Annotated in this window: 23 protein-coding genes and 1 tRNA gene; 5 read left to right on the top strand and 19 right to left on the bottom strand. The window is 70.8% G+C overall.

Annotated features, from left to right (window positions below; genetic code table 11):
• Positions 1-55: 55 nt before the first annotated feature.
• Both ABTY98_RS13270 and ABTY98_RS13265 read right to left on the bottom strand, forming a co-directional pair.
• Positions 56-1,195: an SPFH domain-containing protein gene (locus ABTY98_RS13270; RefSeq protein ID WP_352220991.1), complete on the bottom strand. Its 1,140-nt coding sequence runs from the start codon at positions 1,193-1,195 to the stop codon at positions 56-58.
• 48 nt (positions 1,196-1,243) lie between these two features.
• The gene (locus ABTY98_RS13265; RefSeq protein WP_352220990.1) at positions 1,244-2,545 is read right to left on the bottom strand and encodes a peptidoglycan-binding protein; all 1,302 of its coding nucleotides are present in this window, start codon (positions 2,543-2,545) and stop codon (positions 1,244-1,246) included.
• A gap of 186 nt (positions 2,546-2,731) precedes the next feature.
• On the opposite strand from ABTY98_RS13265, the gene ABTY98_RS13260 reads away from it, so the two are divergent.
• From ABTY98_RS13260 to glxA, 3 genes are all read left to right on the top strand, one after another.
• Positions 2,732-2,805 (top strand) — tRNA-Lys (locus tag ABTY98_RS13260).
• Positions 2,806-3,267: 462 nt separating this feature from the next.
• Positions 3,268-5,229, top strand: a complete 1,962-nt coding sequence (locus tag ABTY98_RS13255; RefSeq protein ID WP_352220989.1) for a glycosyltransferase family 2 protein — start codon at positions 3,268-3,270, stop codon at positions 5,227-5,229.
• Complete coding sequence (gene glxA / locus ABTY98_RS13250) at positions 5,226-7,163, top strand: radical copper oxidase GlxA (RefSeq protein ID WP_352220988.1); 1,938 nt, start codon at positions 5,226-5,228, stop codon at positions 7,161-7,163. The genes ABTY98_RS13255 and glxA overlap by 4 nt, the downstream gene beginning before the upstream one ends.
• 104 nt (positions 7,164-7,267) lie before the next feature.
• Here the strand turns inward: glxA and ABTY98_RS13245 are convergent, their stop codons facing one another.
• From ABTY98_RS13245 to ABTY98_RS13185, 13 genes are all read right to left on the bottom strand, one after another.
• Entirely contained in the window at positions 7,268-8,296 is a 1,029-nt protein-coding gene (locus ABTY98_RS13245) for a glycoside hydrolase family 6 protein (RefSeq protein ID WP_352220987.1), read from the bottom strand.
• A gap of 154 nt (positions 8,297-8,450) precedes the next feature.
• Positions 8,451-9,119, bottom strand: a complete 669-nt coding sequence (locus ABTY98_RS13240) for a class F sortase (protein ID WP_352220986.1) — start codon at positions 9,117-9,119, stop codon at positions 8,451-8,453.
• A 15-nt stretch (positions 9,120-9,134) separates the two neighbouring features.
• A complete protein-coding gene (locus tag ABTY98_RS13235; protein WP_352220985.1) occupies positions 9,135-9,695 on the bottom strand; it encodes a hypothetical protein in 561 nt (186 codons plus the stop codon).
• Between the two features lie 107 nt (positions 9,696-9,802).
• Positions 9,803-10,582, bottom strand: a complete 780-nt coding sequence (locus ABTY98_RS13230; protein WP_352220984.1) for an HAD-IIA family hydrolase — start codon at positions 10,580-10,582, stop codon at positions 9,803-9,805.
• A gap of 127 nt (positions 10,583-10,709) precedes the next feature.
• Positions 10,710-11,765, bottom strand: coding sequence for a 2-aminoethylphosphonate ABC transporter substrate-binding protein (locus ABTY98_RS13225; RefSeq protein WP_352220983.1), 1,056 nt, complete (start codon positions 11,763-11,765; stop codon positions 10,710-10,712).
• A 37-nt stretch (positions 11,766-11,802) separates the two neighbouring features.
• Positions 11,803-12,600: an ABC transporter permease gene (locus ABTY98_RS13220; protein WP_352220982.1), complete on the bottom strand. Its 798-nt coding sequence runs from the start codon at positions 12,598-12,600 to the stop codon at positions 11,803-11,805.
• On the bottom strand, positions 12,587-13,453 hold the full coding sequence (locus ABTY98_RS13215) for a 2-aminoethylphosphonate ABC transporter permease subunit (protein ID WP_352220981.1): 867 nt from the start codon (positions 13,451-13,453) through the stop codon (positions 12,587-12,589). The genes ABTY98_RS13220 and ABTY98_RS13215 overlap by 14 nt, the downstream gene beginning before the upstream one ends.
• Complete coding sequence (locus ABTY98_RS13210) at positions 13,446-14,498, bottom strand: ABC transporter ATP-binding protein (protein WP_352220980.1); 1,053 nt, start codon at positions 14,496-14,498, stop codon at positions 13,446-13,448. The genes ABTY98_RS13215 and ABTY98_RS13210 overlap by 8 nt, the downstream gene beginning before the upstream one ends.
• Entirely contained in the window at positions 14,495-15,169 is a 675-nt protein-coding gene (locus ABTY98_RS13205) for a phosphonatase-like hydrolase (protein ID WP_352220979.1), read from the bottom strand. The genes ABTY98_RS13210 and ABTY98_RS13205 overlap by 4 nt, the downstream gene beginning before the upstream one ends.
• Before the next feature lie 5 nt (positions 15,170-15,174).
• Positions 15,175-16,299 (bottom strand): TIGR03364 family FAD-dependent oxidoreductase, encoded by a 1,125-nt coding sequence (locus ABTY98_RS13200; RefSeq protein ID WP_352220978.1) that lies wholly within the window; start codon positions 16,297-16,299, stop codon positions 15,175-15,177.
• A gap of 149 nt (positions 16,300-16,448) precedes the next feature.
• Positions 16,449-17,204 carry a GntR family transcriptional regulator gene (locus tag ABTY98_RS13195; protein ID WP_352220977.1) on the bottom strand — a complete coding sequence of 252 codons (756 nt, stop codon included), beginning with the start codon at positions 17,202-17,204 and terminating at the stop codon, positions 16,449-16,451.
• Positions 17,205-17,259: 55 nt separating this feature from the next.
• Positions 17,260-18,150 carry a hypothetical protein gene (locus ABTY98_RS13190; RefSeq protein WP_502994212.1) on the bottom strand — a complete coding sequence of 297 codons (891 nt, stop codon included), beginning with the start codon at positions 18,148-18,150 and terminating at the stop codon, positions 17,260-17,262.
• A 122-nt stretch (positions 18,151-18,272) separates the two neighbouring features.
• Positions 18,273-19,388, bottom strand: a complete 1,116-nt coding sequence (locus tag ABTY98_RS13185; RefSeq protein ID WP_352220975.1) for an ROK family transcriptional regulator — start codon at positions 19,386-19,388, stop codon at positions 18,273-18,275.
• 48 nt (positions 19,389-19,436) lie between these two features.
• On the opposite strand from ABTY98_RS13185, the gene ABTY98_RS13180 reads away from it, so the two are divergent.
• Together ABTY98_RS13180 and ABTY98_RS13175 are read left to right on the top strand one after the other, a co-directional pair.
• Positions 19,437-20,507: a Gfo/Idh/MocA family protein gene (locus ABTY98_RS13180; RefSeq protein WP_352220974.1), complete on the top strand. Its 1,071-nt coding sequence runs from the start codon at positions 19,437-19,439 to the stop codon at positions 20,505-20,507.
• Complete coding sequence (locus ABTY98_RS13175; protein WP_352220973.1) at positions 20,507-21,007, top strand: heme-degrading domain-containing protein; 501 nt, start codon at positions 20,507-20,509, stop codon at positions 21,005-21,007. Before ABTY98_RS13180 ends, ABTY98_RS13175 begins: the two co-directional genes overlap by 1 nt.
• Before the next feature lie 7 nt (positions 21,008-21,014).
• On the opposite strand, the gene ABTY98_RS13170 is transcribed toward ABTY98_RS13175, so the two are convergent.
• From ABTY98_RS13170 to ABTY98_RS13155, 4 genes are all read right to left on the bottom strand, one after another.
• Entirely contained in the window at positions 21,015-22,367 is a 1,353-nt protein-coding gene (locus ABTY98_RS13170) for a phosphomannomutase/phosphoglucomutase (protein ID WP_352220972.1), read from the bottom strand.
• Between the two features lie 49 nt (positions 22,368-22,416).
• Complete coding sequence (locus tag ABTY98_RS13165; protein WP_352220971.1) at positions 22,417-23,181, bottom strand: nucleotidyltransferase family protein; 765 nt, start codon at positions 23,179-23,181, stop codon at positions 22,417-22,419.
• 28 nt (positions 23,182-23,209) lie between these two features.
• A complete protein-coding gene (locus ABTY98_RS13160) occupies positions 23,210-24,088 on the bottom strand; it encodes a polysaccharide lyase (RefSeq protein ID WP_352220970.1) in 879 nt (292 codons plus the stop codon).
• A gap of 66 nt (positions 24,089-24,154) precedes the next feature.
• Positions 24,155-26,194 (bottom strand): right-handed parallel beta-helix repeat-containing protein, encoded by a 2,040-nt coding sequence (locus tag ABTY98_RS13155; protein ID WP_352220969.1) that lies wholly within the window; start codon positions 26,192-26,194, stop codon positions 24,155-24,157.
• Between the last annotated feature and the right edge of the window lie 179 nt (positions 26,195-26,373).

Raw genomic sequence — 26,373 nt, 5'->3', positions numbered from 1 at the left:
CAAGTCTCAGATTATTGCCATCAGTTGACCGTGTCCATATCAAATACATCTCCTCTCAGGGCGCGGAGTCGGAGCGCCCCGAGCAGAACGCCACCGTCAGGTCCCGCACCAGCACCTTGCGCTCGTAGTCGTCGAGTTCGACCAGACCGCGCACGGTCAGCCGGGTCACCGTGTCCTCCACGGAGTCCACGACGGAGGCGAGCATCCCCGCCCGCTGCTGGGCGTCCAGCGCGGCGATCCGGCGGCGGTGCATGGCGGCGGCGACCTCCGGGGCGTACTCCATCCGGACCGGCTGCACGGAGAACACCTCCAGGCCGATCCCGGCCGCGTCCGTCGCCACCAGCCGGGTCAGCGCGTCCGCGGCCATCTCCACCGAACCCCGCATCCGGCCCGGCATCTCCACCGGAACCCGGGCCAGCGCGGCCTCCACGCACTCGCGCAGATACGTCTCGTGGTCGTCGACGCCGAGGACCGCCCGCGCGGTGTCCCGCATCCGCCACACCACCAGGACGACGACCCGCAACGCGACCCCGTTGCCGTCCGCGGCCGGCATCTCCTCGCTGCGCCAGTGCCGCAGCCGGACGTCGACGCGGCGGCGCAGCAGCAGCGGGTTGACCCAGAGCAGGCCGGTGCGCCGTACGGTCCCCCGGTAGCGGCCGAACAGGCCGAGCACCCAGGCCCGTCCGGTCGCCCCGCGCGCGAGACCGGCGAAGCCGAACAGGCCGAGCGCACCGGCTCCCGCGTACGCGGCCCACTGCGCCTGACCGAGCCCCGCGCCCGCGTACGCCGGAAGGTGCAGCGCGTGCACCGCGAGCGGGGACAGCACGCCGGCCCACCAGGAGGTGGCGAGCCCCCCGGCCACCCCGCCGAACCCGGCGGCCACCCCGGCCGCGCCGGGCAGCACCCGGGCGGGGCGCTCGACCAGTTCGGGGTCGACGGCGGCGACGGGCCGGGGCTTGGCCGGGGCCGGGCGGCGCAGCCGGGGCTGTTCGCCGGTGCCCTGCCGGCGGCCGACCACGGCGGGCCGCAGCGGGACCGACACCGGGTCGGGGTCGTCGCGGAACAGCAGGTGGACGGGGATCTCGGTGGTGGCCTCGTTCTGGATCAGCCGGGGCACCGGACGGGTGGGCGTCCCGCTGTCCCCGCGATCCAGGGGGTCGTCCGATTCAGGGGTGTGTGCGGTCGTCGTACTCATGCCTGCCTCCAGCCTCCGCGCCAGATGCGTCACGTGATCGTCGGGTCGTTACAGGAACAGGCGGCGCCAGGTCTCCGGCCCCGGATAGCCGTCGGCCGCGCCGCCGCGCCAGCCCTGGGTGCGCTGGAACGCCTCGACGGCCCTGCGGTCCGCCTCGCCCCAGGCCGGACCGGGGCCGTCGGTGTAGAAACGGCCGAAGCCCTTCTTGACCAGCTGTCTGCCGAGGCGGGTGACGTAGTCGTTGGTGGCGCCCGGACGGAAGTAGTTCTTGCCGGGGTAGCCGGGCACTCCGTGCGAGGCGGGGGCGGCCGGGGCCGCGACGGCGGGCTTGATGTCGTTGCCCCTTCCGGTGGCGAGGAGTTCCCAGGTGCGCGGTCCCGGCAGGCCGTCGGCTGCGGCGCCGGACCAGCCCTGGGCGAGCTGGAAGGCCCGGGTGGCCCGCTGGTCCGAGGCGCCCCAGACCGGACCCGGGCCCTTGGGGTAGTGGCTGCCGCCGCCCCGGGCGACCAGCAGCCGGCCGAGCAGGGTGACGTACTTGTTGTCGGCGCCGGGACCGAAGTAGGCCGCGCCGGGGAACGGCACCGCCGTCCTCGCGGCCTGGGCGCCCGCCGCGCCAGGGTCCGCGATCAGACCCTTGTAGCGGTAGGGGACGTATTTGGCGGAGTCGCTCCAGTAGGCGTACGGCGTGGACTGGCGGCGGGCGCGCGGGGGTGTCTGCTCGTACGCCGTGTAATAGGTGTGCGTGTAGTCCGTCCAGCCGCCGAAGATCACGACGTGGGAGCTCTTCCCGGGGTTGTCCGGGTTGTGGAAGAGCAGGATGTCGCCGGGCTGGAGCTCCGCCTTGGTGATCTTCGTGCCGAACTGGTCGAGGCTGCCCGTCCACTCGTTCCCGGTCAGTTTCCAGGCCATCGAGACATAGCCCGAACAGTCCTGCCGGTATCCGTCCGTCCAGTAGAGGGACATGCTGTACGGCACCTGGGCGGCGACCCAGGTCTTGGCCCGGTTGATGATCTCCGTTCGGGTGATGGGGGGTGTCGTGACCGGGCCGGGAGCGGGCTTGCCGCCGGGGCCGTGCAGGGGGGCCTTGGTGCCCTGCGGGGTGTCGGGCTCGCCGTCCGCGGGGGCGGCGGGCCGGTGAGGGGCGGGCGGGGTGCTGTGGGCCGCGGCCGTCGGGGCGCTCGCGGCGAGGGCGGCGGACGCGGCGGCGGCCACGACGAGGACCCCCCGGGCGGCCGGGTGGCCGCCGAAGCGCCCGGGCAGCGGGTACGGGCCGACCCGCCGCCAGTGGACGCATCCGGGGCATTCGCAGTCGTTCGCGGGGTCGAATTCCTCGAATACCGGGGCCGGCATGCGATTCCCCTCACACTTCGGGTGGATATGTCCGAGACTGTGCACATTGATCAGTTTCCCAACTGTCTTCCCGGTGCGCATGCTGACGGTCCGAATGATGTACAACAGGGGGCGGACGGGGGTCCCCCTGGTGGCCGGTGGTCAGGAGCACCATCCCTGGTCCGGTACAGTTGTCGGCGTCAGCACGCGCCGCTAGCTCAGTTGGTTAGAGCAGCTGACTCTTAATCAGCGGGTCCGGGGTTCGAGTCCCTGGCGGCGCACAGACACCCAGAAGGCCCTCCGCAGCAGCGGGGGGCCTTCTGGCGTACGCCCCGCTGATCATGCGAGGCCACTTCGGTACCATGCGCCCCCTTGTGTCAACAACCGACACGGTTGATCCACACAATCACCACACATTCCTCAATGAGCGCCCATGGCCGGTAAACAGCGTGTTTCGCTCTTGCGATCATGCTGAGCACCGTAGAACCCTGGATGTCCAAAGTGCCGATGATTCGCGGCACTTGGGGGGTAGGTAACCGGTTGCCAGATCTGCGGGGCTGAGGGGCCCCGGTCATGAATCGGTGCCGAGGGGGGCACCATGCAACCGGACGGTCACGGTCCGTGTCCATATCTGTGGAACGACTGTGCCCCGCCATTGACGCGCCCGACCGGGTCGAGGGGGACCTGACCGGGCGGTGGGACCGACAGACACGCGCTGACCTGCGCGTGTGGGGGGATGACTCATGACGTCGACGCCGACCGGCGCCCGGCAGGAACAGGACTACGACCCGTCACAGACGACACAGCTCCGGCTACCCGCACACCGAAGCACCACCGGCGCCCTGCACCGGATCAAGAAGACACTGCCGAGATACGACTACGAGCACTACAGCAGGCTCGCGGGCCCCCTCACCCAGCCCGACCCGAGCACGCCGTACAAAGTGCAGTACCGCTCACTGCTCTCCCAGGAACCGCACCGCCTGCGCGCCGCCCTGATGCTGGGCGCGGCCCCGCTGCTGTCACTGGTGCTGCTGACCTGGCTGCTGCAGCCCGAGCACTGGACCCAACGCGACTACCCGGCCTACGACTTCCTGCCGGCCCTCGACATCGTGATGCTGGTGTCGATCGGCCTGATCGAGTTCTTCCGCTGTATGAACGTACTGTCCAACGCACACGCCACCCTGGTGGCCCGCGACCCGGTCCCGGTGGTCCCGGAGACCGGCACCCGGGTCGCGTTCATCACCACGTTCGTGCCCGGCAAGGAACCGCTGGACATGGTCACCCGGACCCTGGAGGCGGCGGTCCGGCTACGCCACCGTGGCCTGCTGCACATCTGGCTGCTCGACGAGGGCGACGATCCCGAGGTGAAGCAGGTCTGCGCGCGCCTGGGCGTGCACCACTTCACCCGCAAGGGCGTCGAGAAGTGGAACCAGCCCAAGGGCCCGCACCGCGCCAGGACCAAGCACGGCAACTACAACGCCTGGCTGGAGGCGCACGGCGACGAGTACGACTTCTTCGCCTCCGTCGACACCGACCACGTCCCGCTGCCCAACTACCTGGAGCGGATGCTGGGTTACTTCCGTGACCCGGACGTCGGCTTCGTCATCGGCCCCCAGGTGTACGGCAACTACGACACGTTCGTCACCAAGGCCGCCGAGTCCCAGCAGTTCCTCTTCCACGCCCTGATCCAGCGCGCCGGCAACCGGTACGGCGCCCCCATGTTCGTCGGCACCTCCAACGCCGTACGGATCAGGGCGATCAAGCAGGTCGGCGGGCTGTACGACTCGATCACCGAGGACATGGCCACCGGCTTCGAGATCCACCGCACCAAGAACCCGGCCACGGGCAGGAAATGGCGCTCGGTGTACACCCCGGACGTGCTCGCGGTCGGCGAGGGCCCCAACGCCTGGACCGACTTCTTCACCCAGCAGCTCCGCTGGTCCCGGGGGACGTACGAGACGATCCTCAAGCAGTACTGGAAGGGTCTGTTCACGCTGTCGCCGGGCAAGCTCTTCAACTACACGATGATGATCATCTTCTATCCGATGTCGGCCCTCAACTGGATCCTCGCGGCGCTGAGTTGCGCGCTGTTCCTGGGCCTGGGCGCCTCGGGTGTGAACATCGACCCGACCGTGTGGCTGATGCTCTACGGCAACGCCTCCGCGCTCCAGATCGGCCTGTACATATGGAACCGGCGGCACAACGTCTCCCCGCACGAACCGGAGGGCTCCGGCGGTGTGGCCGGCATGGTGATGTCGGCGCTGTCCGCGCCGGTCTACGCCCGGTCGCTGATGGACGCCGTGCTGCGCCGCAAGAGCAGGTTCGTGGTCACGCCCAAGGGCGAGTCGGCCAGCCCGGACACGCTGTTCGGGACGTTCCGGATCCACTGGTTCTTCATCCTGGTCTTCGGCGGCTCGCTCGCCGCCGGCTTCGTCGGCGGCCACTCGCACCCGGCGATGCTCACCTGGGCGACGCTGGCGCTGCTCATCACGGCGGCCCCGATCTTCGCCTGGCAGTACACGCTGCGCAAGGAGAAGAGGACACCCGCGGTCGCCGCCGAGCCGGAGGACGCCGTGCCGCCCGGCTACACCCGCGCGGCGCACGCCCCGCAGCAGCGGCCCAACTGGGCGCCCGCGGGCAGCGGCGGGAACACGGAGGAGACGATGCGGATCGCGCTCGGCGGGCTGGGGGGACGTAAGGAATGAACGACAGTGCCGGCCGCCGCCGGGCTCGTCGTCTAGCGATCGGCACGGCGGTGGTTCTCGCCCTGGCCGGGATGAACGGGCCGTGGGTGTACCGCTTCGGGACCGAGGAATACCACCAGTACAAGATCAACAGACCGGAGTACAAGGCCGAGAACGGCCACTGGGACGTCATCGAGTTCCCGAAGGAGTACCGCCAGGACACCATCCACGCGGTACTCCTGCACACCGGGAAGGTGCTGCTGGTCGCGGGCTCGGGCAACAACCAGGACAACTTCGACGCGAAGATCTACGACAGCCGGATCTGGGACCCGGTCAAGGGCACGATCAAGAAGGTGCCCACCCCGGCCGACCTGTTCTGCACCGGGCACACCCAGCTCGCCAACGGCAACATCCTCATCGCCGGCGGCACCAAGCAGTACGAGAAACTCAAGGGCGACGTCAAGAAGGCCGGCGGCGTCATGATCCTCTACAACGAGAACCCCGACAAACCGATGACCCTGCCCAAGGGCACCAGGTTCACCGGCAAACGGAACGGCAAGACGTTCCTGTCCGACGACTCGGCGCTGATCCCGCGCGCGACGAAGGTCTTCGACAGGAAGACCGGCAGGTTCCTGCGGAACAACCCCGGCTACGCGCGGGTCGTCGTCGAGGCACCGAAAGAGGGCACCCGGTACGAGACCGGCACCCAGGACAACTACGGCATCGAGGGACTGACCGGCGCCGACGCACGTAACACCTACGGCATCGCCAACAAACTCGGCATGGACAAGCGGGACTTCGAAGGCATCAAGAACGCCTACGAATTCGATCCGGTCGCCGAGAAGTACATCAAGGTCGACCCGATGAACGAGGCCCGCTGGTATCCGACGCTCACCACGCTGTCGGACGGGAAGGTCCTCAGTGTCTCCGGGCTCGACGACATCGGGCAGCTGGTGCCGGGCAAGAACGAGGTCTTCGACCCGGCCACGAAGAAATGGACGTACACCAAGTACAAGCGCCAGTTCCCGACCTATCCCGCGCTGTTCCTGCTGCAGAACGGGAAGCTCTTCTACTCGGGCTCCAACGCCGGTTACGGACCGGACGACGTCGGGCGCGACCCCGGGATCTGGGACGTGGACACCAACGAGTTCACCAAACTCTCCGGGCTCAGCGATCCGAACATGCTGGAGACGTCCGGGACCGTGCTGCTGCCTCCGGCGCAGGACGAGAGGTACATGGTGGTCGGGGGCGGTGGGGTCGGGGAGTCCAAGCTGTCCACGAACAGGACACGGCTGATCGACCTGAAGGACGCCGACCCCGAGTTCGTGGACGGTCCCTCGCTGGAGAAGGGCACGCGATATCCGCAGATCTCGGTGCTGCCGGACGACTCCGTGCTGGTGTCGGGCGGCTCCGAGGACTACCGGGGGCGCGGCGACTCCGACATCAAGCAGGCGCGGATCTACAACCCTTCCGCCAACACGTTCAAGAGGGTGGCCGACCCGGAGGTGGGGCGGAACTACCACTCCGGGTCCATACTGCTGCCCGACGGACGCGTGATGTTCTTCGGCTCCAACCCGTTGTACGGGGACAAGGCGAACACCAAGCCGGGGTATTTCGAGCAGCGGATCGAGATCTACACACCGCCGTATCTCTACCGGGACTCACGGCCGTCGTTGAGCGGCGGGCCGCAGACCATCGCCCGGGGCGGGTCGGGAACGTTCACGTCCCGGCATGCTTCGACCATCAAGAAGGTGCGGTTGATTCGGCCGAGTGCCACCACGCATGTGACGGATGTCGATCAACGGAGCATCGCGCTGGATTTCACGGCGTCGGGGAACCGGATCACGGTGACTGTGCCGAGGAATCGGAACCTGGTGCCGTCGGGGTGGTACATGGTGTTCGTGGACGACGATCAGGGGACGCCCAGTGAAGCGCAGTGGGTGAAGGTGCCGTAGGTTTTTCCGCCGTGGCGCTCCCGCGGCCCGGACTTCGGGTGCGGGAGCGCTTCGGCTGGTCGCGCCCACGCGGCGGAGCCGCATGTTGACAGCGCCCCGCGCCCCTAGGGGGTCGATGCCTGCGCCAGCTTCAAGGCGTAGGTCGGCCACCAATTGCCTGCCTGGGGGCCGCCCTTGCAGGTGCCGTCCGATTCGCCCGGGCGTTTGACCCACAGGTAGGCGTCGGCCAAGGGGTCGGCCGTCTTCGTGGTCGGTGTTTCCCCCAGGGCCCGGCCCGGTGGGTTGCACCACCGTTCGTTCGGGTTGCCGCCCGCGTAGGGGCCGTTGCCGTTCCTGCTCGTGTCGATGACGAAGTGTTTGCCGCCGACCTTCTGCGAGAGCTGCTTGCCGTAGGCGATGGAGTCCTGGGTGGAGTAGAAGTTGGAGACGTTGACCGCGAAACCGTCCGCGTCGGTGATGCCCGCCTGTTCGAGGGGCTGGTAGATCTGGTCGGGGTGGCCCCAGCCGGCGTTACCGGCGTCCAGGTAGACCTTTGTGTTCTTCAGTGACTTGAGCTTGGTGATCGCGTCGCGCAGCAGGTCATAGCGTTCCTCGGCGAACCGGGCCTGGGTGCAGCCGTCGACGAGGTGCAGTACGGCGTCCGGTTCCAGGATCACCGTGGCGGAGCGGTCCTGGATGCCCCGGGCGACACCGTCGATCCACGCCCGGTACGCGTCGCCGTCGGCCGCGCCGCCCTGGCTGTACTGGTCGCAGTCGCGGTGCGGGATGTTGTAGAGGACCAACAGGGCCGTGCGGTCGGACTTCTGCGCGGCCTCGGTGAAGCCGCGCGCCTCCTGCTCCGGGTTCTCCGGGCCGATCCACTCCCCGGTCGGCTGTTCCGCGATCTTGCGGATCTGTTCGGCGTCGGTGTCCTTGCCTGCCTTCGCGTAGGCCTTCACCTGGCGGGCCGCGTTGGAGTCGGGGTTCACCCAGAACGGGTCCGCCTCCTTGGGCTGTTGGGTGATCGTCGCACCCGGATCCGCGGTGTCCGGCCGGTCGTCGCCGCCTCCGCCCGAGGAGCAGCCGGCGAGCAGCAGCGCCGCTCCCAGTGCCCACGCCCAGGCCGGCGGCCGGGCCCCCCTGCTGTCGTACATCCAATTCCCCCCTGGGTGCACTTGGCCAGGCCCCAATCGTGACATACCCACCGCACTCATCACGAGATCGCCCAGCCTTGTCGGTGAGCTGTTACAGCCCGGGTTGACGGGCGGACGGCAGGCTTGGCGCGCCCGGCAGGGCGCCGTCACGGCTCTATACGGCGGTCCCGGTGAGGTACGCGGAGACGACCACGTTCGCCGTGTAGCTGTGGGTCGTCCGGTCGAAGGTGCCGCCGCAGGTGATCAGCCGGAGTTCGGCGCGGCCCGATTCACGGGTGCCGTAGGCCGCTTGGGCGTCGAAGTGGTCGCGGGGCAGGACCCGTACGTCGTCGATGGTGAACTCGGCGACCGTGCCGTCGGCGCGGACCACGCGGATCGTCTCGCCGGGGCGCAGGGCGCTGATCTTGTAGAAGACCGCGGGCCGGGTCTCGGTGTCGACGTGCCCGACCAGGAGCGCGGTGCCGGCCGCCCCGGGCCGGGTCCCGGAGCCGTACCAGCCGACCACACCGGGCTGGTCGAAGGGCGGTGGGTCGATCCCGCCCTGCCCGTCCAGGCCGCGCGCGACCACGGGGGCCTGCACACCCAGCTCCGGGATGTCGATGCGCTCGGGCGTGGCCGAGCCCAGCGGCTTGGCGGGGGGCGGCAGTTCGGCGCCCGCCGGGCGGCCGACGGCGGCCACGTCGCCCGTGGTGGGGCCGGATATGCCGTCGGGTACCTCGGTCACCCCGCGGCCCCACAGCCACAGCCCGAGCAGCAGGATCGCCCAGGCCACGCCGGTCAGCAGCCGTCCGGTGCCGGCGGATCGTTCGGTGTCGTCGGACATTGTCGTGCCGTCTCCTCAGCGTGAGCCCCGGCTCCGTCGGGCGCCCAGCAGCCCGACGGCGGCCGCGGCGAACCCGGCGAGAACGAGACCGGTGACCGCCTGCGCGGTGTCGGGGCCGGTCGAACGGGGGTCCACGGAGGCGAACGGAGCGGTACCGCCGCCGCCCGCGTGCACAGGCGCCATCGGCGTGGCCGGCAGGACGGCGGATCCGTCCGACTGCCCGGCCTGCGCCTGGGACGACTGTCCTACGACGGTGACGCTGCCGCTGACGACAGCGCCGGCGCAGGTGACCTTCACCGCGTAGGTGCCGGGGCCGATCGTGGAGCGGACCTGGCTCTCGCCGGTCAGGGTGCCGTCGTAGCCGCTGAGGCGTGCGTCCGCGACGAAGGCCGCCGAGGAGGCGGCGCCGGTCGTACCGGAACAGCCGCTCGCCCGCAGCGCCACGACGGAGCCCGGGGCCGGGGAGGCCGGGGTCACGGTGACTCCCTGGCCGTCCGCCGCATGGGCGGCCGCCGGGGAGAGACCGGCGGCACAGGCCAGGAATCCGGTACAGAGAGTGAGGCGAAGAGAGCCCATCGTGAACCTCCAGATATCTGGAGGCTCCCCCGCACCGGGCGCCCCCGCATCCTCGGGGGGCGCCGTATTGCTCCGTACGGGTGAGGACAGGTTTGGTGCCGGTCCGGTCAGACCCGGTCGACGAGGTCCGCGATCGAGTTCACGACCTCGGAAGGACGGAACGGATAGCGGTCGACGTCGTCCGGCTGGGTGACGCCGGACAGCACCAGGAAGGTGCGCATCCCGGCCTCCAGGCCCGCGAGGACGTCGGTGTCCATCCGGTCGCCGATCATCGCGGAGGTCTCCGAGTGGGCGCCGATCGCGTTGAGCCCCGCCCGCATCATCAGCGGGTTGGGCTTGCCGACGAAGTACGGCTCCTTGCCGGTCGCTGCGGTGATCAGCGCGGCGACCGAGCCGGTGGCGGGCAGGTCGCCCTCGGCGGACGGGCCGACGTTGTCGGGGTTGGTGGCGATGAACCGGGCGCCGTTGTTGATCAGGCGCACGGCCTTGGTGAGCGCCTCGAACGAGTAGGTGCGGGTCTCGCCGAGGATCACGAAGTCGGGTTCGTGGTCGGTGAGGATGTACCCGATGTCGTGCAGCGCGGTGGTCAGGCCGGCCTCGCCGATGACATAGGCGCTGCCGCCGGGCCGCTGGTCGTCAAGGAACTGGGCGGTGGCCAGGGCGGAGGTCCAGATGTTGTCCACCGGCACGTCCAGGCCCATCCGGCGCAGCCGCGCGTGCAGGTCGCGGGCGGTGTAGATGGAGTTGTTGGTGAGGACCAGGAAGGGCTTCTCGGAGTCCCGCAGCTTCTTCATGAAGGCGTCCGCTCCGGGGATCGGGACGCCCTCGTGGATGAGGACGCCGTCCATGTCGGTGAGCCATGACTCGATGGGCTTGCGGTCTGCCATGTGGTGCGTCTCCTGGCGTGCGGATGGCGTACATGCGGTCATACGTGAGCTGGGGGCGCCGGAACCACGGCGTACCGACGCCCCCAGCCTAGTCAGGACTGCGTGAACGCGACCCCGCCGATGCGGGTCAGCTGCCGGTGGCGGACTTCCAGTCGTCGACGTACGACGTGAGGTTCTTGTCGATGTCTTTCCAGTCCGGCGTGAAGATGTCGACGCCGTCCATCAGCTTGGTCAGCGCGATGGCGTTGGCGTCGACGGCCTTGACGTCGGTACGGACGCTGAAGCCGCCGCCGACCGAGCTGACCTCCTGCTGCTGCTTCTGCGCGAGCATGAAGTCGAGGAGCTTCTTGCCGTTCTCGGTGTGCGGGGCGCCCGTGAGCAGGCCGGCCGCGTAGGGCAGCGCGAAGGTGGTGGGCTTGCCGCCCTTGGCCGCCGGGAACCAGATGCCGAGGTCGGGCATGGTCTTGGACTGGGCGTAGTTCATCTGGACGTCGCCGTTGGCGACCAGCAGTTCGCCCTTGTCGACCTTGGGGGCGAGCTTGCCGGTGGAGGAGGACGGGCCCACGTTGTTGGCCTGGAGCTTCTTCAGGTAGTCCAGCGCCTGCTGCTTTCCACCGAAGTCGTGGATCGCCTTGATCAGTACGGCGGTTCCGTCACCGGCGACACCGGGCGTGGAGTACTGCAGCTTGTTCTTGTACGTGCCGTCGAGCAGCTCCTCCCAGGTGGTCGGGGCCTGCTTCAGCTCCTTCTTGTCGTAGACGAAGCCGAAGTAGTTGTTGACGACGGAGGTCCAGGTGCCGTCGGCGGCCTTGTCGGCACCGCTGACCTGCGCCGAGTCCTTCGGCTCGTACTTCTGCAGCAGGCCCTTGCTGTCGGCCTGCTGGACGAACGGCGGGAGGGTGACCAGGACGTCGGCCTGCGTGTTGCTCTTCTCCCTCAGGGCGCGCTGCACCACCTCGCCGGAGCCGCCCTCGACGTACTTGACCTTGATACCGGTCTGCTTCTGGAAGTCGGCGAAGACCTTGTCGTACCAGCCGTCGTTGTTCTCGCCCTTGAGGCCGTCGGCGCTGTAGACGGTGACGACCTTCTCGTCGGAGGCGGCCGAGGAGCCGCCGCAGGCGGAGAGCAGCGGGGTGGCGAGGAGGGAGACGGCTACGGCGATCTTGAGTGTGTTTCTGGGCATGGCGAGGCTAACTCCTTGCGTGGGTAAGGGCTTTGGATCAGCGGTACGAAGCTCGGTTGCGGACGCGGGAGACGGCGAACAGGGCGATGAGGGTCGCCGTCATCAGGACCACCGCGACGGCGGAGCCGGCGAACAGGGCGCCTCGGTCGGTGGCCGAGTAGATCAGGACGGGAAGCGGGGTCCAGTCGGGCGGATAGAGCATCATCGTGGCGCTCAGCTCGCCCATGGAGAGGGCGAAGCAGAGCCCCGCGGCCGCGGTGAGGGAGGGCAGGAGGAGGGGGAGCCGCACGCGCCAGAGCACGTAGGCGGGGCGGGCGCCCAGGGAGGCGGCGGCCTGCTCGTACGCCGGGTCGAGACGGGTGATGGCGGCCGACACCGACTGGTGGGCGAAGGCGGTCACCAGCACGGTGTGGGCGAGGATCACGATCCACCGGGTGCCGTTGAGCAGCATCGGGGGCTTGGAGAAGGCCACCAGCAGCGACAGCCCGACCACGACCGACGGCACGGCGACCGGCAGCACGAACAGGGCGTCGACCAGGGCCTTTCGGCGCCTGCCGAGGGCATGGGCGGCGAGCGCGGCCCAGGTGCCGACGGCCAGCGCGAGCAGACTCGCGGTGACGGCCGTGACGAGGCTGGTGGTGAGCGCCTGGAGGGCGTCACCGCGGGTGGCGGAACGGAAGTTGCCGACGGTCATCCCCGAGGGCAGGACGCCGGACCAGTGGGTGGCGAACGAGGCGCCGAGAACGACGAGCAGAGGGAGGGCGAAGAGCGGCAGGAAGAGGACGAGGAACACCGCCCACACCGCCCACCTGGCCTTGCGGCTATGCACCAGCACGACGGCTCACCACCCGGTAGAGGCCGTAGAGACCCACGGAGATCAGGACGTTGACGACGGCGACGACACAGGCGCCCGGGTAGTCGGACTCCAGGATCGCCTTGCTGTAGACGAGCATCGGGAGGGTGGTGACCCCCTTGGCGCCGGTGAACAGCACGATCCCGAACTCGTTGAGGCACAGCACCAGCACCAGGCTCCCGCCGGCCGCGAGGGCGGGCAGCGCCTCGGGGAGGATCACCTGCCGCACGATCCGGGGCGCCCGCGCCCCCAGGCTCGACGCCGCCTCCAGCTGCGCCGTGTCGAGCTGCGAGAAGGCGGCGAGCAGCGGCCGCATCACGAACGGCGTGAAGTAGGTGACCTCGGCCAGCAGCACCCCCCAGGGGGTGGTCAGGAACTGGAAGGACCCGATGATCCCGGTCGTGCCGTAGATGAAGAGCAGGGCGAGGGTGATGAGGAAGGAGGGGAAGGAGAGATAGACGTCGATGAACCGGGCGACCGCCTTGGCACCCGGGAAGGGCACGAAAGCAATGATCGACGCGAGCACGAAGCCGAGGACCATACAGCCGACGGTGGAGGAGACGGCGATCCAGACAGTGGTCCAGAGAGCGTTGCGGAACGACTCCGAGGCGAACACATCGGCGTACGGCTGGAAGGACGTGCCCCCGGTGTCGGGGTGCACGGACTGCTGGACGACGAGGGCGAGCGGGTAAAGGAAGAAGAGGGCGAGCAAGGCAACCGGCGGCAGGAGCAGCGCGCCCCGAAAGGGGCACGGGGCTGTACTCGATGTGCGGCTACCGCCGCGTGGGCGCGACCAGCCGCGAACCACCCGCGGCCGACGTACGACCTCAGTCATGGCCAACCCCCGCGGGCAGCAGAACCGCATCGTCCGCGGCGAAATGCAACGCCACCTCGTCCCCGAACCCCGGCGGATCCCGCAACTCCCGCAGGTCGGCCATCACCACATGCCCGCCCACCTCGACATACAGCCGATGCGTGGCCCCCCGCCACTGGATCTCCCTCACGACACCGGCGAGCTGGTTGGGCCCCTGGCCCAGCCCCACCAGATGCGGCCGCACACACAACGTGGCCCGCGCCCCCGAAACCGCACCCCCCGTCTCGACCTTGACCGCGGCCCCCGCGAAGTCCACTCCCCCCGACCCCACGGTCACCGGCAACAAGTTCGCCCCGCCGACGAACGACGCCGTGAACTCGTCGGCAGGCGCCCGGTACAGCTCGGTCGGCGTCCCGCACGCCCGCAGCCTCGCCTTGTCCATCACCGCGATCCGGTCGGCGAGGGTGAGCGCCTCGACCTGGTCATGGGTGACGTAGAGGATCGAGACGTCGGGCAACTCGCGGTGCAGCCGGGCCAGTTCGGCGAGCATCCCGGAGCGCAGCTGCGCGTCGAGCGCGGACAGCGGCTCGTCGAGGAGCAGCACCTGCGGCCGGATGGCGAGCGCCCGCGCGATGGCGACCCGCTGCTGCTGACCGCCGGACAGCTCCCGCGGATACCGCCGCGCACAGGCCGCCATGCCGGTCATCTCCAGCGCCTCGGCGACCCGCTCGCGGACCTCGCTCCTCCCCACCCGGCGGGCCCTGAGCCCGAAGGCCACGTTGTCGGCGACCCGCATGTGCGGGAACAGCGCGTACTGCTGGACGACCATCCCGATCCCCCGCCGGTACGGCGGCAGGTCGGTGACGTCCCGGTCGCCGAGGAACACCCGCCCGGAGACGGGCCGTACGAACCCGGCGACCGCCCGCAGCGCGGTGGTCTTGCCGGAGCCGGACGGCCCGAGCAGGGCCATCACCTCGCCGGGCCCGACGGTGAGGTCGAGGGAGTCGAGGACGACGTTCCCGTCGTAGGCGACCGTGACGGAGTCGAAGCGGATGCCGCTGGTCATGCGAGCACTCCCGGCAACTGCGCGACCGAGTCCAGCACATGGGTCGCCCCGGCCGCCCGCAGCGCGTCCGCGTCGTGCGCCCCGGTCAGCACCCCGGCGACCAGGCCCGCGCCGGCGCGGACGCCGGTGAGCATGTCGTAGGAGGTGTCACCGACGACGGCGACCTGACGGACGCCGTCCGCGGCGGCCGTGCGCAGCAGCGCGGTGAGGACCATGTCGGGGTACGGCCGCCCCCGGCCCCCTGCGTCGGCGGGGCACAGGGTGAGCGGCACCAGGCCCTGCCAGCCGAGGGCGGCGAGGATCGCGTCCTGGGTGGCGCGGGCGAACCCGGTGGTGAGGACGACGGTACGGCCGTCCGACTGGAGCTTCTCGATGGTCTCGCGCGCGCCGGGCAGGGCGTGCACCCTGCCGCCGTCGACGAGTTCGGCGTACGCCGCCTCGAAGGCCCGGTTGGCCTCCTGGGCCTTGCTCTCGTCCCCGAACAGATGCCGGAAGACGGAGATCTTGGACTCGCCCATGGTGGCGCGGACGTGGTCGATCATCTGGTCGGGGTCCGCGCCCAGGTGGCGGGCCGCCGCCGTGAACGCCTGCTCGACGAGCCCGCCGTCCGCGACGGTCGTACCGGCCATGTCGAGCACGACGAGCCGGATGTCGTCGGTCATGGAGGTCATCTCTCTCACCAGCCCAGTTCGTTCGCGGTTGTCTCGGCTATCGCGGGCGAGCAGGTCATACCGCGCCCGCCCGGCCCGGTGACCAGCCACACCCCGTCCCCGACCTGCTGCCGGTGCACGACCCGGGTCGTGTCGGTGCACTGCGCGTACACCCCGGCCCAGCGGTGCCGGACGCGCGGCAGCGGCCGGCCGAGGAGGGACTCGACCACGCCGGTGAGGTGCTCGTAGGGCTCCTCGACGGTGTCGAAGGCGAAGGGGTGCTCGTACTCGTGGGTGTCGCCGATGGTCAGTCCGCCGTCGGCGCGCTGCACCATGAGCAGCTGCATCCGGTGTTCCCGTGCCGTGGGCTGCTGCGGCCGCTCGGCGTTGAGGGCGTCAAGGGCCGGGGAGGCGTACGCCGGGTAGTAGCGGAAGCTGTCGGCGTCCGCGACCGAGGTGGGGAGGGGTTCGCCCAGCGGGTCGGTCTGCATCATCTGGAGGCGGACCCGGCGCACGGGCAGGTCGGGTCCGGCCAGCTCACGGACCAGGCCGCCGAGCCAGGCGCCGGTGCACAGGACGACGACGTCGGCGTGGTGGACGTCGCCGTGGTCGTCGCGGACCGTCCCGGGGCCGGTCACCTCGCGGACCTCACGGCCCGGCAGGAAGGTGTAGTCCGGGGACTTCAGCAGCTCGGCGCGGAGGGCGAGCTGGGCGGTGCGGGGCTCGACGGCCGCGTCGCGCTCGCAGTAGAGGGCGGCGTCGAAGGCCCCGCGCAGGGCGGGGTTCAGGGCGCGGGCCTCGGCGGGCGTGAGCAGCTTGTGGCCGCGGGCGGCCGCGTCCTCACGGGCCACGGCGGCCTCGGCGACGGCGAGTTCGTACGCGCCCCGTACCGGGGTCAGCGACCCGTTGGCGCGGAAGCCGAGCGCCGGCACCCGGCCGCCGATCTCCTCCCACAGCTCCCGGGCCCGCAGGGCGGTTTCGAGCTCCTCTCCGCCCGCGCGCCCGCTCACCCAGATCTGCCCGAAGTTGCGCAGCGAGGCACCGCGGGCCTCGGCCTCGCGCTCGATCTGCACGACCTCGTGGCCGCGTTCCACTGCCTGCCAGGCGTGCATGGTGCCCACCACGCCTGCTCCAACGACTGTCACTCTCACGACCGCCACGCTCCTCGCGACTTGGGAACCGGAAGGGTCCGGCTGACAACGAGAGCGTGAACTGGTCATCACGTTTGGGCTAGACCCGTTATCTTTTCGTGATATCCAGAGGTGGTCGAAACCGGCATTTCTCCGGCGCCTCAGCCGCTTCAGCCGCGCAGATGGGCCGTGAACGAGAACCGGTCCCCCCGGTACAGCGACCGCACCCGCTCCAGCGGCCGCCCCTCGGTGTCCCGCGACACCCGGTGGATCAGCAGCATCGGCAGGGCCGGCGGGGTGCCGATGAGGAGGGCCTCGCGCGGGGTGGCCAGCACGGTCTCGATGCGCTCGTCGGCGTCCCCGAAGGCGATGCCCTTCTCGTGCAGATAGCCGTAGAAGGAGGAGTCGGGGTGGAAGTCGGTGTCGAGGTGCGGAACCCGGGCCACGGCGACATAGGTGCTCTCCAGGCCGACCCGCTCGTCGTCGGCGAGCAGCACCCGCTCCAGGTGCCAGACGGGCTCGCCGCGTTCGAGGCCGGTCTCGGTGGCGAGGGCGGCCGGACAGGGGAAGCGGTCGAGGGTGACCAGGCCACGGCCGGGGGTGCGCCCCTGCCGTCGTACGCCCTCGGTGTAGCTGGCGAGGGAGAGCGGCTGCTCCAGCTTGGGCCCGGCGACGACCGTGCCACGCCCCTGCCGGCGCAGCTTGCCCTCGAGGACCAGCTCGCGCAGCGCCTGCCGGACGGTCTCGCGGGCGACCCCGTACTCCTCCGAGAGATCGCGTTCGGTGGGGATGACACTGCCCTCCCCCAGATCGCCGACGAGATGATCGATCCGCGCCTTCACCGCGTAGTACTTCGGGATGCGGCCGTGCTCCGGGATGCCGGAGCGGACGGGGGCGCCGGGGGCCTGGTCGTTCGGGTAGTCCACGCAGGGATGGTCGCAGACGGCGCCTTCCACTTCCGAAACGGGTCTTCGGACATGCTCACCGTCGCCTGCGGGCCAGCAGGAACACGCTTCCTCCCACGGCGAGCAGGGCGACGGTGGCCGCGAGCAGCCCGTGGGCCACGCCGAGGCCGGTGCCGGCCAGTTCACGGGCGCGTTCCCCGGCCTCCTCGGCGAAGGTCAGGGCACCGCTCGGGGACGCGCTGGGGGTGCCCTCAGGGGTGGTGCCCTCAGGGGTGGCCCCCGGGCTTGCGTGGGGGCTGATGCCGGGGCTGGCGTCCGGGCTGCTGTCCGGGGAGGTCTGCGGACCGACCTCCGTACCGATGGAGGGCACGGCGGGGGCGACGCTCGCGGGCGGCGGTTCGCCGCCGATGCCGAAGCGGTAGTCGTTCGACTCCCCCACCCAGTCTCCGTCGTCGCCCCGCCGCTGCACGGCGGCCGCGTTGGCCGTGACCGCGTTCGGTACGGCGTCGGAGGCGACGGCGAGTCTGACCTTGACCGAGACGGTCGCCCCGGGCGCCACGGTGAGCCCCGGGAAGCCGTCCGCGTCGAACACGCCGACCAACTCGGACTCGTCGGTCTCCGTCAGCTTGACCGGGCGGGTGCGCGGGCCGTCGTAGAACTCCAGCTCGGTCTGGGACGGCTTGAGGACCCGTTTGTCGTCGACGAGGACGACGACCGGGTGGATGTCGGTGCAGGTGCGGCCGGTGGTGTTGGTGAGGTCGAGGTACCAGGTGCCGTAACCGCCGCCGGCCTGGTAGGACGAGGGGCCGTCGTGGATTCGGGTGCTGAGGGGGAAGCCCTGCTCGTCGGCGCCCGCGCAGGACGCGTCGGCGACGGCGGGAGCGGCGAGGGCGGCGGTCGCCGACGGCACGGGGGCGAGAACGGCGGCTGCGGCCACGCAGAGGGACAGGGTCGTGCTCAGTCGCATGATCATGTGATCATGCCGGGCAGTGCCGGGACCGCACCGGTGCCACTCCGCGAGAGCGCACCAACACCGCTCGATCAGCCCCCTGCCGTCAGCCGAACGCCGTCAGCCGCCTGCCCCTGCCGTCAGCCGTCCGCGCGGCCGAACAGCGGGGCGAGCAGCAGTTGGGCCGCGCCCTCCGCGACCCGCCGGTCACTGCCGGGGGCGAGCCGGACCGGGACGGTCGTACCGAGGCTGCCCTCCCGCCGGGCACGGGCGTCGAGGACGGCGGCGACCCCGCGGACGAAGGTGTCCGGGGCGGCCGCGATCGTACGGCCGCCGAGCAGCACGAGGTCGATGTCGAGCAGCGCGGCCAGGTTCGCGGCCCCGGCGCCCAGGACCCGCGCCGCCTCACCCGGGTCCGCGCGGCCCACCGCCGCCAGGCACAGCGCCTCGATACAGCCCCGGTTGCCGCAGTGACACGGGGGGCCGTCCAGCTGGATGACCTGGTGCCCGAACTCTCCCGCCCCGGTCCGCGCCCCCCGGTGCACGCTGTCGCCGATCACCAGTCCGGCGCCGAGCCCGGTACCGAGGTGCAGATAGGCGAAGGAGCCGCTCTCGCCGCCGACGGCGAGTCCGAGGGCGGCCGCGTTGCTGTCCTTGTCGACGACGACCGGCACCCCGAGCCGCTCCGCGAGCGCGTCCCGCAGCGGAAAGCCGTCCCATTCGGGGAACCCGGTGACCCGGTGCAGCACACCGTGGATGTGGTCGAGCGGCCCGGGCGCCGCGACCCCGACCCCGAGGACCTCTTCGGGCACCTCCTCGCGCAGCTCGCCGACCAGCTCGGCGGCCGCGCCCAGTACGGCCGCCGCCCCCGCCCCCAGGTCCAGCTCGCCGTGCCGTTCGCCGACGACCGTGCCGTCGAGATCGACCAGCACGGCACGCAGCTCGTCCCGGTCGAGCTGCAGTCCCACCGCGTGCCCGGCCTCCGGCACCAGCCGCAGTACGGTGGCCGGCTTGCCCCCGGTGGAGGCGCGCCGCCCGGCCTCTGCCGCGAGGCCCTCCTCGCGCAGCCGGGCGGTGATCTTGCTGACCGCCTGCGGGGTGAGCCCGGTCCGGTCGGCCAGTTCGAGCCGGCTGATGCCGTCCGCCCCCGCCGTGCGCAGCAGATCCAGCACCAGCGCGGTGTTGTGACTGCGCACGGCGAGCAGATTGGCGCCGGCCGTGCCCGGTCCGCTCTTCGTCCTGTTCACGCCACCCATTCTCCCTCCCACTTGCACTTTGGCAACAGCGTTGCGAAAGTGGGAAGCATGACAGCTGCCACTCACCTCCGCGTCGGCCTCATCGGCTACGGCCTCGCCGGATCCGTCTTCCACGCCCCCCTGATAGCCGCCACCGAGGGTCTCGCCCTGGACACGGTGGTCACCTCGAACCCCGAGCGGCAGGCGCAGGCGAAGGCCGAGTTCCCCGAGGTCCGGACCGTCGCCGCCCCCGACGAGCTGTTCGACCGGGCCGACGGCCTGGACCTGGTCGTCATCGCCTCCCCGAACAGGACGCATGTCCCGCTGGCGACGACCGCGCTCAAGGCGGGCCTGCCCGTCGTGGTCGACAAGCCGGTGGCCGGCACCGCGGCCGAGGCGCGCGAGCTGGCCGCCCTCGCCGAGGAGCGCGGTCTGCTGCTCTCGGTCTTCCAGAACCGCCGCTGGGACAACGACTTCCTCACCCTCCGCAAGCTCCTCGAGGAGGGCGAACTCGGCGACGCCTGGCGGTTCGAGTCCCGCTTCGAACGCTGGCGGCCGCAGCCCAAGGGCGGCTGGCGCGAGTCCGGTGACCCGGCAGAGATCGGAGGTCTCCTCTACGACCTCGGCAGCCATCTCGTCGACCAGGCCCTGGTCCTCTTCGGCCCGGCCACCGGGGTGTACGCCGAGTCGGTGATCCGCCGGACCGGCGCCGAGACCGACGACGACACCTTCATCGCCGTCACCCACGCCAACGGCGTCCGCTCCCACCTCTACGCCTCGGCGACGGCGGCCCAACTCGGCCCGCGTTTCCGGGTGCTGGGCTCGAAGACGGGTTACGTCAAGTACGGCCTGGACCCGCAGGAGGCGGCACTGCGCGAGGGCAAGCGCCCGGGCCCCGGATGGGGCGTCGAGCCGGAGTCCCTGTACGGCAGGATCGGCGCCGGGGAGTCCCCGGTGACCGGCGGCGGCCGTGCCGTCCCGACCCTGCCCGGCGACTACCCCGCGTACTACGCGGCCGTGGCCGAGGCCCTGCGGGGCGAGGGCCCCAACCCGGTGACCGCGCTGGAGGCGGCCGCCGCCCTGGACGTACTGGAAGCAGCCCGCCGCTCGGCGGGAGACAAGGTGACGGTGACCCTCTGATGCACCACCCGCAGATCACCCCCAGGTCCACCCCTGAACTCACCCCGTCGGTGGAGGAGTTGGAGAAGCAGGAACGCCTCCTGGTCTTCCGCCGGTTCACCCACGACGACGCGTGGGCCCTCGGCTCCCTGCTGGTGGAGATGGCACGGGAACGCCAGGCCCCGGTAGCCATCGACATCCACCGCGCCGGCCAGCAGCTCTTCCACGCGGCCCTGCCCGGCTCGACCCCGGACAACGACGCCTGGATCACCCGCAAGCGCCGGGTGGTGGAGCGCTACGGCTCCGCGTCCTACCTGGTGGGAGCCCGCTTCCGGGCAAAGGGCACGACGTTCGAGGAGTCCTCCCGCCTGGACCCGGACGCCTACGCGGCACACGGGGGTTCCTTCCCGATCACGGTGGAGAACGTGGGCGTGATCGGCTCGGTGACGGTGTCGGGCCTGCCACAGCTCCAGGACCACCGCTTGGTGGTGGATGCGCTGGAAGAATTCCTGAAGCCGTAACGCCCCTTCAGGAGCGCCGTACGAGGGCGAGCACCCCGTCGCGCAGGGCGTCGACGGCCGCCGGGACGGGCGCCTCGACGTTCAGCCGCAGCAGGGGCTCGGTGTTCGACGGCCGCAGGTTGAACCAGCGGCCGTCGCTCAGGTCCACCGTCAGCCCGTCCAGCCGGTCGGTGGTGACCCCTTCCCCGCGGTAGGCGGCTTCGACCCGGTCGAGGGTGCCGGGCACGTCGGCGACCACGGAGTTGATCTCACCGGAGGCCGCGTAGCGGGAGTAGCCGGCGACGAGCTCGGACAGCGGGCGGCCCTGCTCGCCGAGGGCGGCCAGCACGTGCAGGGCGGTGAGCATCCCGGTGTCGGCACGCCAGAAGTCCCGGAAGTAGTAGTGGCCGGAGTGCTCGCCGCCGAAGACCGCGTCGTGCTCGGCCATCGCGGCCTTCATGAACGAGTGGCCGACCCGGGAGCGGACCGGCGTGCCGCCGAGCTCACGGATGATCTCGACGGCGGCCGCGGAGGTGATCACGTTGTGCACGACGGCCGAGCCGGGGTGACGGGCCAGCTCGCGGGCGGCGACCAGGCCGACGACGGCCGAGGGGGACACCGCCTCGCCGCGCTCGTCGACGAAGAAGCACCGGTCGGCGTCGCCGTCGAAGGCGAGGCCGATGTCGGCGCCGACGGCGCGGACCCGGGCCTGCAGGTCGACGAGGTTCTTCGGGTCCAGGGGATTGGCCTCGTGGTGGGGGAAGCTGCCGTCGAGTTCGAAGTACAGGGCGTCGACGTCGACGGGCAGGCCGTCGAGGACGGCCGGGACGGTGTGGCCGGCCATGCCGTTGCCAGCGTCCACGACCGCGGTCAGGCGGCGGTTGCCCTTGAGGGGGACGAGGGCGTTGAGGTGGGCGGCGTAGTCGCCGAGCAGGTTCCGGGAGGTGGTGGTGCCGGGGCGGGCCGCAGGCGCCGGAATGTCGCCGGCCTCCAGCCAGGACCGGATCCGCCCCAGCCCGGAGCTCTCGCCGATGGGCGCCGCTCCGGCACGGCACAGCTTGATGCCGTTGTCCTTGGCCGGGTTGTGGCTGGCGGTGATCATCGCACCGGGCAGGTCGAGGCTGCCGGAGGCGTAGTACAGGTAGTCGGTCGAGCCGAGCCCGGCGTCGACGACGTCCGCCCCCACCGTGTTCGCGCCCGCGGCGAACGCGGCGGCCAGCTCCGGGCTGCTGTCGCGCATGTCGCGGGCGACCACGATCCGCGGTGCGCCGGTGAGCCGGACGAAGAGGGCGCCGGTCCTGCGGGCGAGGTCGGAGTTCAGCTGTGCGGGGACCTCGCCACGGATGTCGTAGGCCTTGACCAGGTGGGAGTAGTCGGGCACGGGAAAGCCTTTCGTTGTCGGGGCGGTCCGGGACGGTCCGTCGGGGCGGCTAGGCGGTGACCGTCCGGACCCAGCCGAACCCCGTGATCTCCTTCGTCGCCGTCTTCAGGTCCTTGGCGTTGTCCACGCCGCGCCAGTACCCGTTGATCCGGTACGCCGACAGCCGGTCCTCCCGCGCCAGCTCGGGGAACGTGGTGTCCTCGTGGTCGCCCAGGTCCGGCAGGAGCGCGGTGACCTCCGGCTCGAACAGATACACCCCCGCGTTGATCCAGTGCGGCAGCACCGGTGCCTCGGTGAAGCTCGTCACCCGGTCGGAGTGGGCCATCTCCACGATCCCGTACGGCGACTTGAGCGGCGTCACCGCCAGCGTGGCGAGCGCGTTCCGCTCGACGTGGGCCCGCGCCAGGTCGCGCAGCGAGAAGCGGGTGAGGATGTCGCCGTTGAGGCCGGCCCACCGCTCCGCGGGGAACGGGAGGCGGGTGGCGGCGTACTTCAGGCCGCCGCCACGGCCGAGCGGCTCGTCCTCGACGACGACCCGTACGTGCAGCGGAAGCCGGTTGGCGGCCACGTACTCGCGCAGCACGTCGGCCTTGTAGCCGCAGGAGATGACCACCTCCTCGATGCCCTCGGCCGCCAGCCAGTGCGCCTGGTGCTCGAAGATGGGCCGTCCGGCCACCTCCACCAGGGCCTTGGGGATGTGGTCGGTGTAGGGGCGCAGTCTGCTGGCCTGCCCTCCGGCGAGGATGACGGCCTGTCGGACATGCGCTCCGCCCCAGCCGGTGATGGCGAGAGCCGTGTCATGGGTGATGGTCATGGGTGGGGTCCCTCCTAGGACGGGATGTTCAGACGCCTGGCAGCGGGTCGATCGGCCGGTCGGCCACGGCGAACGCCGCGAAGTCGGCGTACTGGGAACGCGGCGTCGCCCATGTCGGGTCGCTGCCGCCGAAAAAGGTCGAGAAGAGCACTCCGTCGATGCCGAGCCGATCGGTGGTACGGAACTCCAGCCCGCCCCGGCTCAGCACCTGCCGCCCGTCGACGTGGACGGTCACGTTTCCGTCGAAGTGGCCCGGCTTGTTGAGGCGTACGGCCTGTTCGACGCAGACCCAGCGGCCGAGCGGCCAGTCCCAGGAGCCACGACCGAGCGAGGTGCCGTGGGCGACCGACGTCGGCAGATACGCGTAGACCTCGGCGGCGCCGTGTGCGCGCCACATGTAGCGGGTGGACAGCCCGTTCGCCCCGTCGGGGATACGACGGCCGCTCGTCACCGTCCCGCCGTACAGGCCGGGCAGCTTGCCACCCTTGACGAAGTCGAAGTACTCCGGGAACCGCACGTAGTAACGAAGGTGGAGGAGGTCCACGGGGCCGTCCGCCAGTTTCAGGTAGATCTGGGCTCCGCCCTCGGGCCGGCCGTACTGTCGCGCCACGGCCGGGCTGGCCGAGCGTGCCGGGTAGTGGACCCGCAGCAGCCGGCCCAGCGCGGGGTGGTGTCCCGGCAGCAGCCCGGCGCGGGAGAGGCCGAACGAGCCGGCCTGGCGTGCCGTGAGCCGGGGGCCGAAGAACCCGGCCACGGCGGACGGGTCCGCGCTCAACGGGGTGGCCGAGCCGGTGGAGCGGCCCGGGGATCCGGACGTGCCGTCCCCCGGGCCGCCGAAGGAGCAGGCGGCGACCCCCGTACCGATCACGGTGGCCCCCGAGGCCGTGATGAACTGCCGTCTGCGCACTGCCGCCGCTCCCGTCTGCCGGTGTGCCGAACCGTCGATCCGTGCGTCAGGCCGTCTCAAGGCCCGCTAACTCGCGCTGACGAACCGGTAGTCCACCTCCTGTGCCGTGCTCGGCACCGTGTGCAGGGTGAGGGTGCCGTCGGCGGCGGCCGTGCCGCTCGCGAGTGTGGTGGCGCCCACGGTCAGCGCGTACCTGGCGCCCGGCGTCAGCCCGACGGCGGTGAAGGCGAGGTCGGTGCCGGCGGTGCCGGGTGCGACCAGCACCTCGTACGCCCCCGCGCCGGTGGGCACGCGGCCCGTGGCGGTGCCGCTCGCGGGGATCACCGCGACGGACTGCGGGGTGACGGTCACCTGGGAGGTGCCGACCGTCGCCGCGGTCAGTGTCGCCGTGCTGCCGGCTCCGGCGGAGCCGAGCGCGGTGGTGACGGCCGGGTAGCCGCTCGCCTTGTAGACGGTGCCGGTCGAGCCGGTGAACGACGCCGAACTCACGGAGTCCACCGCCACCTTCGTGGCCTGCTTGATGTCCTTGAACGTGATGCTGCCCGGTGTGGTCGAGTCGCCCTTCACCGAGTACGTCAGCGAGGTGGGGACGGTGTTGCCGGAGAACACGGTCCCCGTGCTCCACTGCGTGAGCACACCGGAGGAGAACGTGCCGCTGAAGGTGTTGCCGGAGAAGACCGTCCCGTCGGTCTGGTTCAGCTTCACCGCGTTACTGCCCGCCGTGTCGAAGGTGTTGCCCGTGAAGACGAGGTCGCTCGGACGGCCGGAGCTGTTGGTGTAGGCGGGGATGTCCGAGCCCTGGTAGGTGAAGAGCGCGTACTGGCTGCTGTTCGTCACCGTGTTGGCCGTCGTGGTGATGCCCGTGGAGCCGACGCTGTAGCGCAGCCCGTACTCCGCGCCGGTGACCGTGTTGTCGCGGATGGTGTCGCCGCTGCTGTCGAAGACCGCGATGCCGGCGCCGTTGGGCTGGTCGTGGACGTAGTTGTGCTCGATGACGCTGTCGGTGACCCCGCGGTGGATCATGATGCCGTGGACCTGGTTGTCCGACGGGTCGTCGTCACCGACCGGAACGTACGGCGGAATGCCGTTGTGGTCGACCTCGTTGTACGCGATCTCCAGGTGGTCGCACCGCTGCGAGCAGATGATCCCGTGGTCGCCGTTGTCGTGCGAATGATTGTGCGTGATTGTCAGGTAGTCGGAGTCGTCGTGCGGGTCGAGCCCGTACATGACGTTGTGGTCGTACTCGTTGCCGGTGAAGGTCATGCCGTACGCGTCGAACGTGTACGTGCCCATGAAGTTGTTGTGGAACCGGCTGCCCGTCTCCGAGCCGTAGACGTTCAGCGCCGCGCACACGTCGAGGTGGGTGGAGTCGCAGCCGCGGCCCTTGTACGACACGCCGTAGCTCTCGGCGTCGTGGGAGCCGAGGTAGCCGATGTCGCTGTCCTTGACGTCCATCCGCGACTCGCGTGGCGTGCCGTCGGTGTCCAGGTAGGAGATGGCCCTGATGAAAGCGCGCGCCCGGGAACCGGACGGGGCGTTCGCGGGCAGGTACGGGTCCGTGTCCGGGGCGCCGGTGGCGTCGTCCCACGAGGTGATGTGGACGGTGTCGATGTCGATGTCACCGTACTGCGCGGTGATGGCGCTGACGTGGGTGGCGACGTTGTCGGACAGGCTGCGCAGCCGCAGGGTGTCGACGTCGCCGCCGGCCGATGTGCCGTGCAGTTCGAGGGTGGCGCCGTTCTGGACGACCAGGTCGGCGCTCAGTTCCCAGGTGCTGGTGCCGGGGTCCGTCTCCGTCAGGGGGGCGGCCGGGCACAGGGCGTGGATGTCGGACAGGCTCGCGGTGCCGGAGGTCAGGTAGAGGGTGTTGGTGCTGCCGGCATAGCGGACCTGACCCGAGCACGAGACGGCCTCGGCCGGTGCCGAGAACAGCACCACCGGGCCGGTCAGCAGTCCGAGGACGGTGAGGGCGACGCCGAGGCGGCGGGCGGAGCGGCCCGCGGGGGCGACGCTCCTGGCCGACCGGGAGAGAGGGGCGGGCGAGAGGCCCGTGCGAGGCGGGTCGGCCGGGGCGGTCGCGCCCGGTCTGAGTGGTTGGTCGTTCATACGAGACTCCTGACATGTCCTCCGCCGTTCGGCACTGAACCGCGGAGGCGCTGTTTGCGATGAGGACGGGCGGGGGCGGGGCCCGTTCCGGGGAGTCCTCCGGCCGTCCGGTGGTGCGCGCCGTATCCGATTGGGTGGTGCGATTGCCGGCCGGGAGCGGGCCGGTACCTCAGCTGCCC

Origin of the sequence: Streptomyces sp. NPDC096040 (assembly GCF_040303265.1) — a bacterium.
Taxonomy (GTDB): domain Bacteria; phylum Actinomycetota; class Actinomycetes; order Streptomycetales; family Streptomycetaceae; genus Streptomyces.
The sequence above is the reverse complement of the archived record's forward strand: the minus strand, read 5'-3'. Positions and strand labels throughout refer to the sequence as shown.

What these genes read in the sequence shown, in the direction of transcription:
- ABTY98_RS13215 (WP_352220981.1), bottom strand. Translation starts at nt 13,453, where the DNA reads ATGACTGAGGTCGTACGTCGGCCGCGGGTGGTTCGCGGCTGGTCGCGC.
- ABTY98_RS13165 (WP_352220971.1), bottom strand. Translation starts at nt 23,181, where the DNA reads ATGACCATCACCCATGACACGGCTCTCGCCATCACCGGCTGGGGCGGA.
- ABTY98_RS13210 (WP_352220980.1), bottom strand. Translation starts at nt 14,498, where the DNA reads ATGACCAGCGGCATCCGCTTCGACTCCGTCACGGTCGCCTACGACGGG.
- ABTY98_RS13235 (WP_352220985.1), bottom strand. Translation starts at nt 9,695, where the DNA reads ATGGGCTCTCTTCGCCTCACTCTCTGTACCGGATTCCTGGCCTGTGCC.
- glxA (WP_352220988.1), top strand. Translation starts at nt 5,226, where the DNA reads ATGAACGACAGTGCCGGCCGCCGCCGGGCTCGTCGTCTAGCGATCGGC.
- ABTY98_RS13255 (WP_352220989.1), top strand. Translation starts at nt 3,268, where the DNA reads ATGACGTCGACGCCGACCGGCGCCCGGCAGGAACAGGACTACGACCCG.
- ABTY98_RS13270 (WP_352220991.1), bottom strand. Translation starts at nt 1,195, where the DNA reads ATGAGTACGACGACCGCACACACCCCTGAATCGGACGACCCCCTGGAT.
- ABTY98_RS13180 (WP_352220974.1), top strand. Translation starts at nt 19,437, where the DNA reads ATGACAGCTGCCACTCACCTCCGCGTCGGCCTCATCGGCTACGGCCTC.
- ABTY98_RS13155 (WP_352220969.1), bottom strand. Translation starts at nt 26,194, where the DNA reads ATGAACGACCAACCACTCAGACCGGGCGCGACCGCCCCGGCCGACCCG.
- ABTY98_RS13190 (WP_502994212.1), bottom strand. Translation starts at nt 18,150, where the DNA reads ATGCGACTGAGCACGACCCTGTCCCTCTGCGTGGCCGCAGCCGCCGTT.
- ABTY98_RS13240 (WP_352220986.1), bottom strand. Translation starts at nt 9,119, where the DNA reads ATGTCCGACGACACCGAACGATCCGCCGGCACCGGACGGCTGCTGACC.
- ABTY98_RS13205 (WP_352220979.1), bottom strand. Translation starts at nt 15,169, where the DNA reads ATGACCTCCATGACCGACGACATCCGGCTCGTCGTGCTCGACATGGCC.
- ABTY98_RS13225 (WP_352220983.1), bottom strand. Translation starts at nt 11,765, where the DNA reads ATGCCCAGAAACACACTCAAGATCGCCGTAGCCGTCTCCCTCCTCGCC.
- ABTY98_RS13185 (WP_352220975.1), bottom strand. Translation starts at nt 19,388, where the DNA reads ATGGGTGGCGTGAACAGGACGAAGAGCGGACCGGGCACGGCCGGCGCC.
- ABTY98_RS13230 (WP_352220984.1), bottom strand. Translation starts at nt 10,582, where the DNA reads ATGGCAGACCGCAAGCCCATCGAGTCATGGCTCACCGACATGGACGGC.
- ABTY98_RS13245 (WP_352220987.1), bottom strand. Translation starts at nt 8,296, where the DNA reads ATGTACGACAGCAGGGGGGCCCGGCCGCCGGCCTGGGCGTGGGCACTG.
- ABTY98_RS13175 (WP_352220973.1), top strand. Translation starts at nt 20,507, where the DNA reads ATGCACCACCCGCAGATCACCCCCAGGTCCACCCCTGAACTCACCCCG.
- ABTY98_RS13265 (WP_352220990.1), bottom strand. Translation starts at nt 2,545, where the DNA reads ATGCCGGCCCCGGTATTCGAGGAATTCGACCCCGCGAACGACTGCGAA.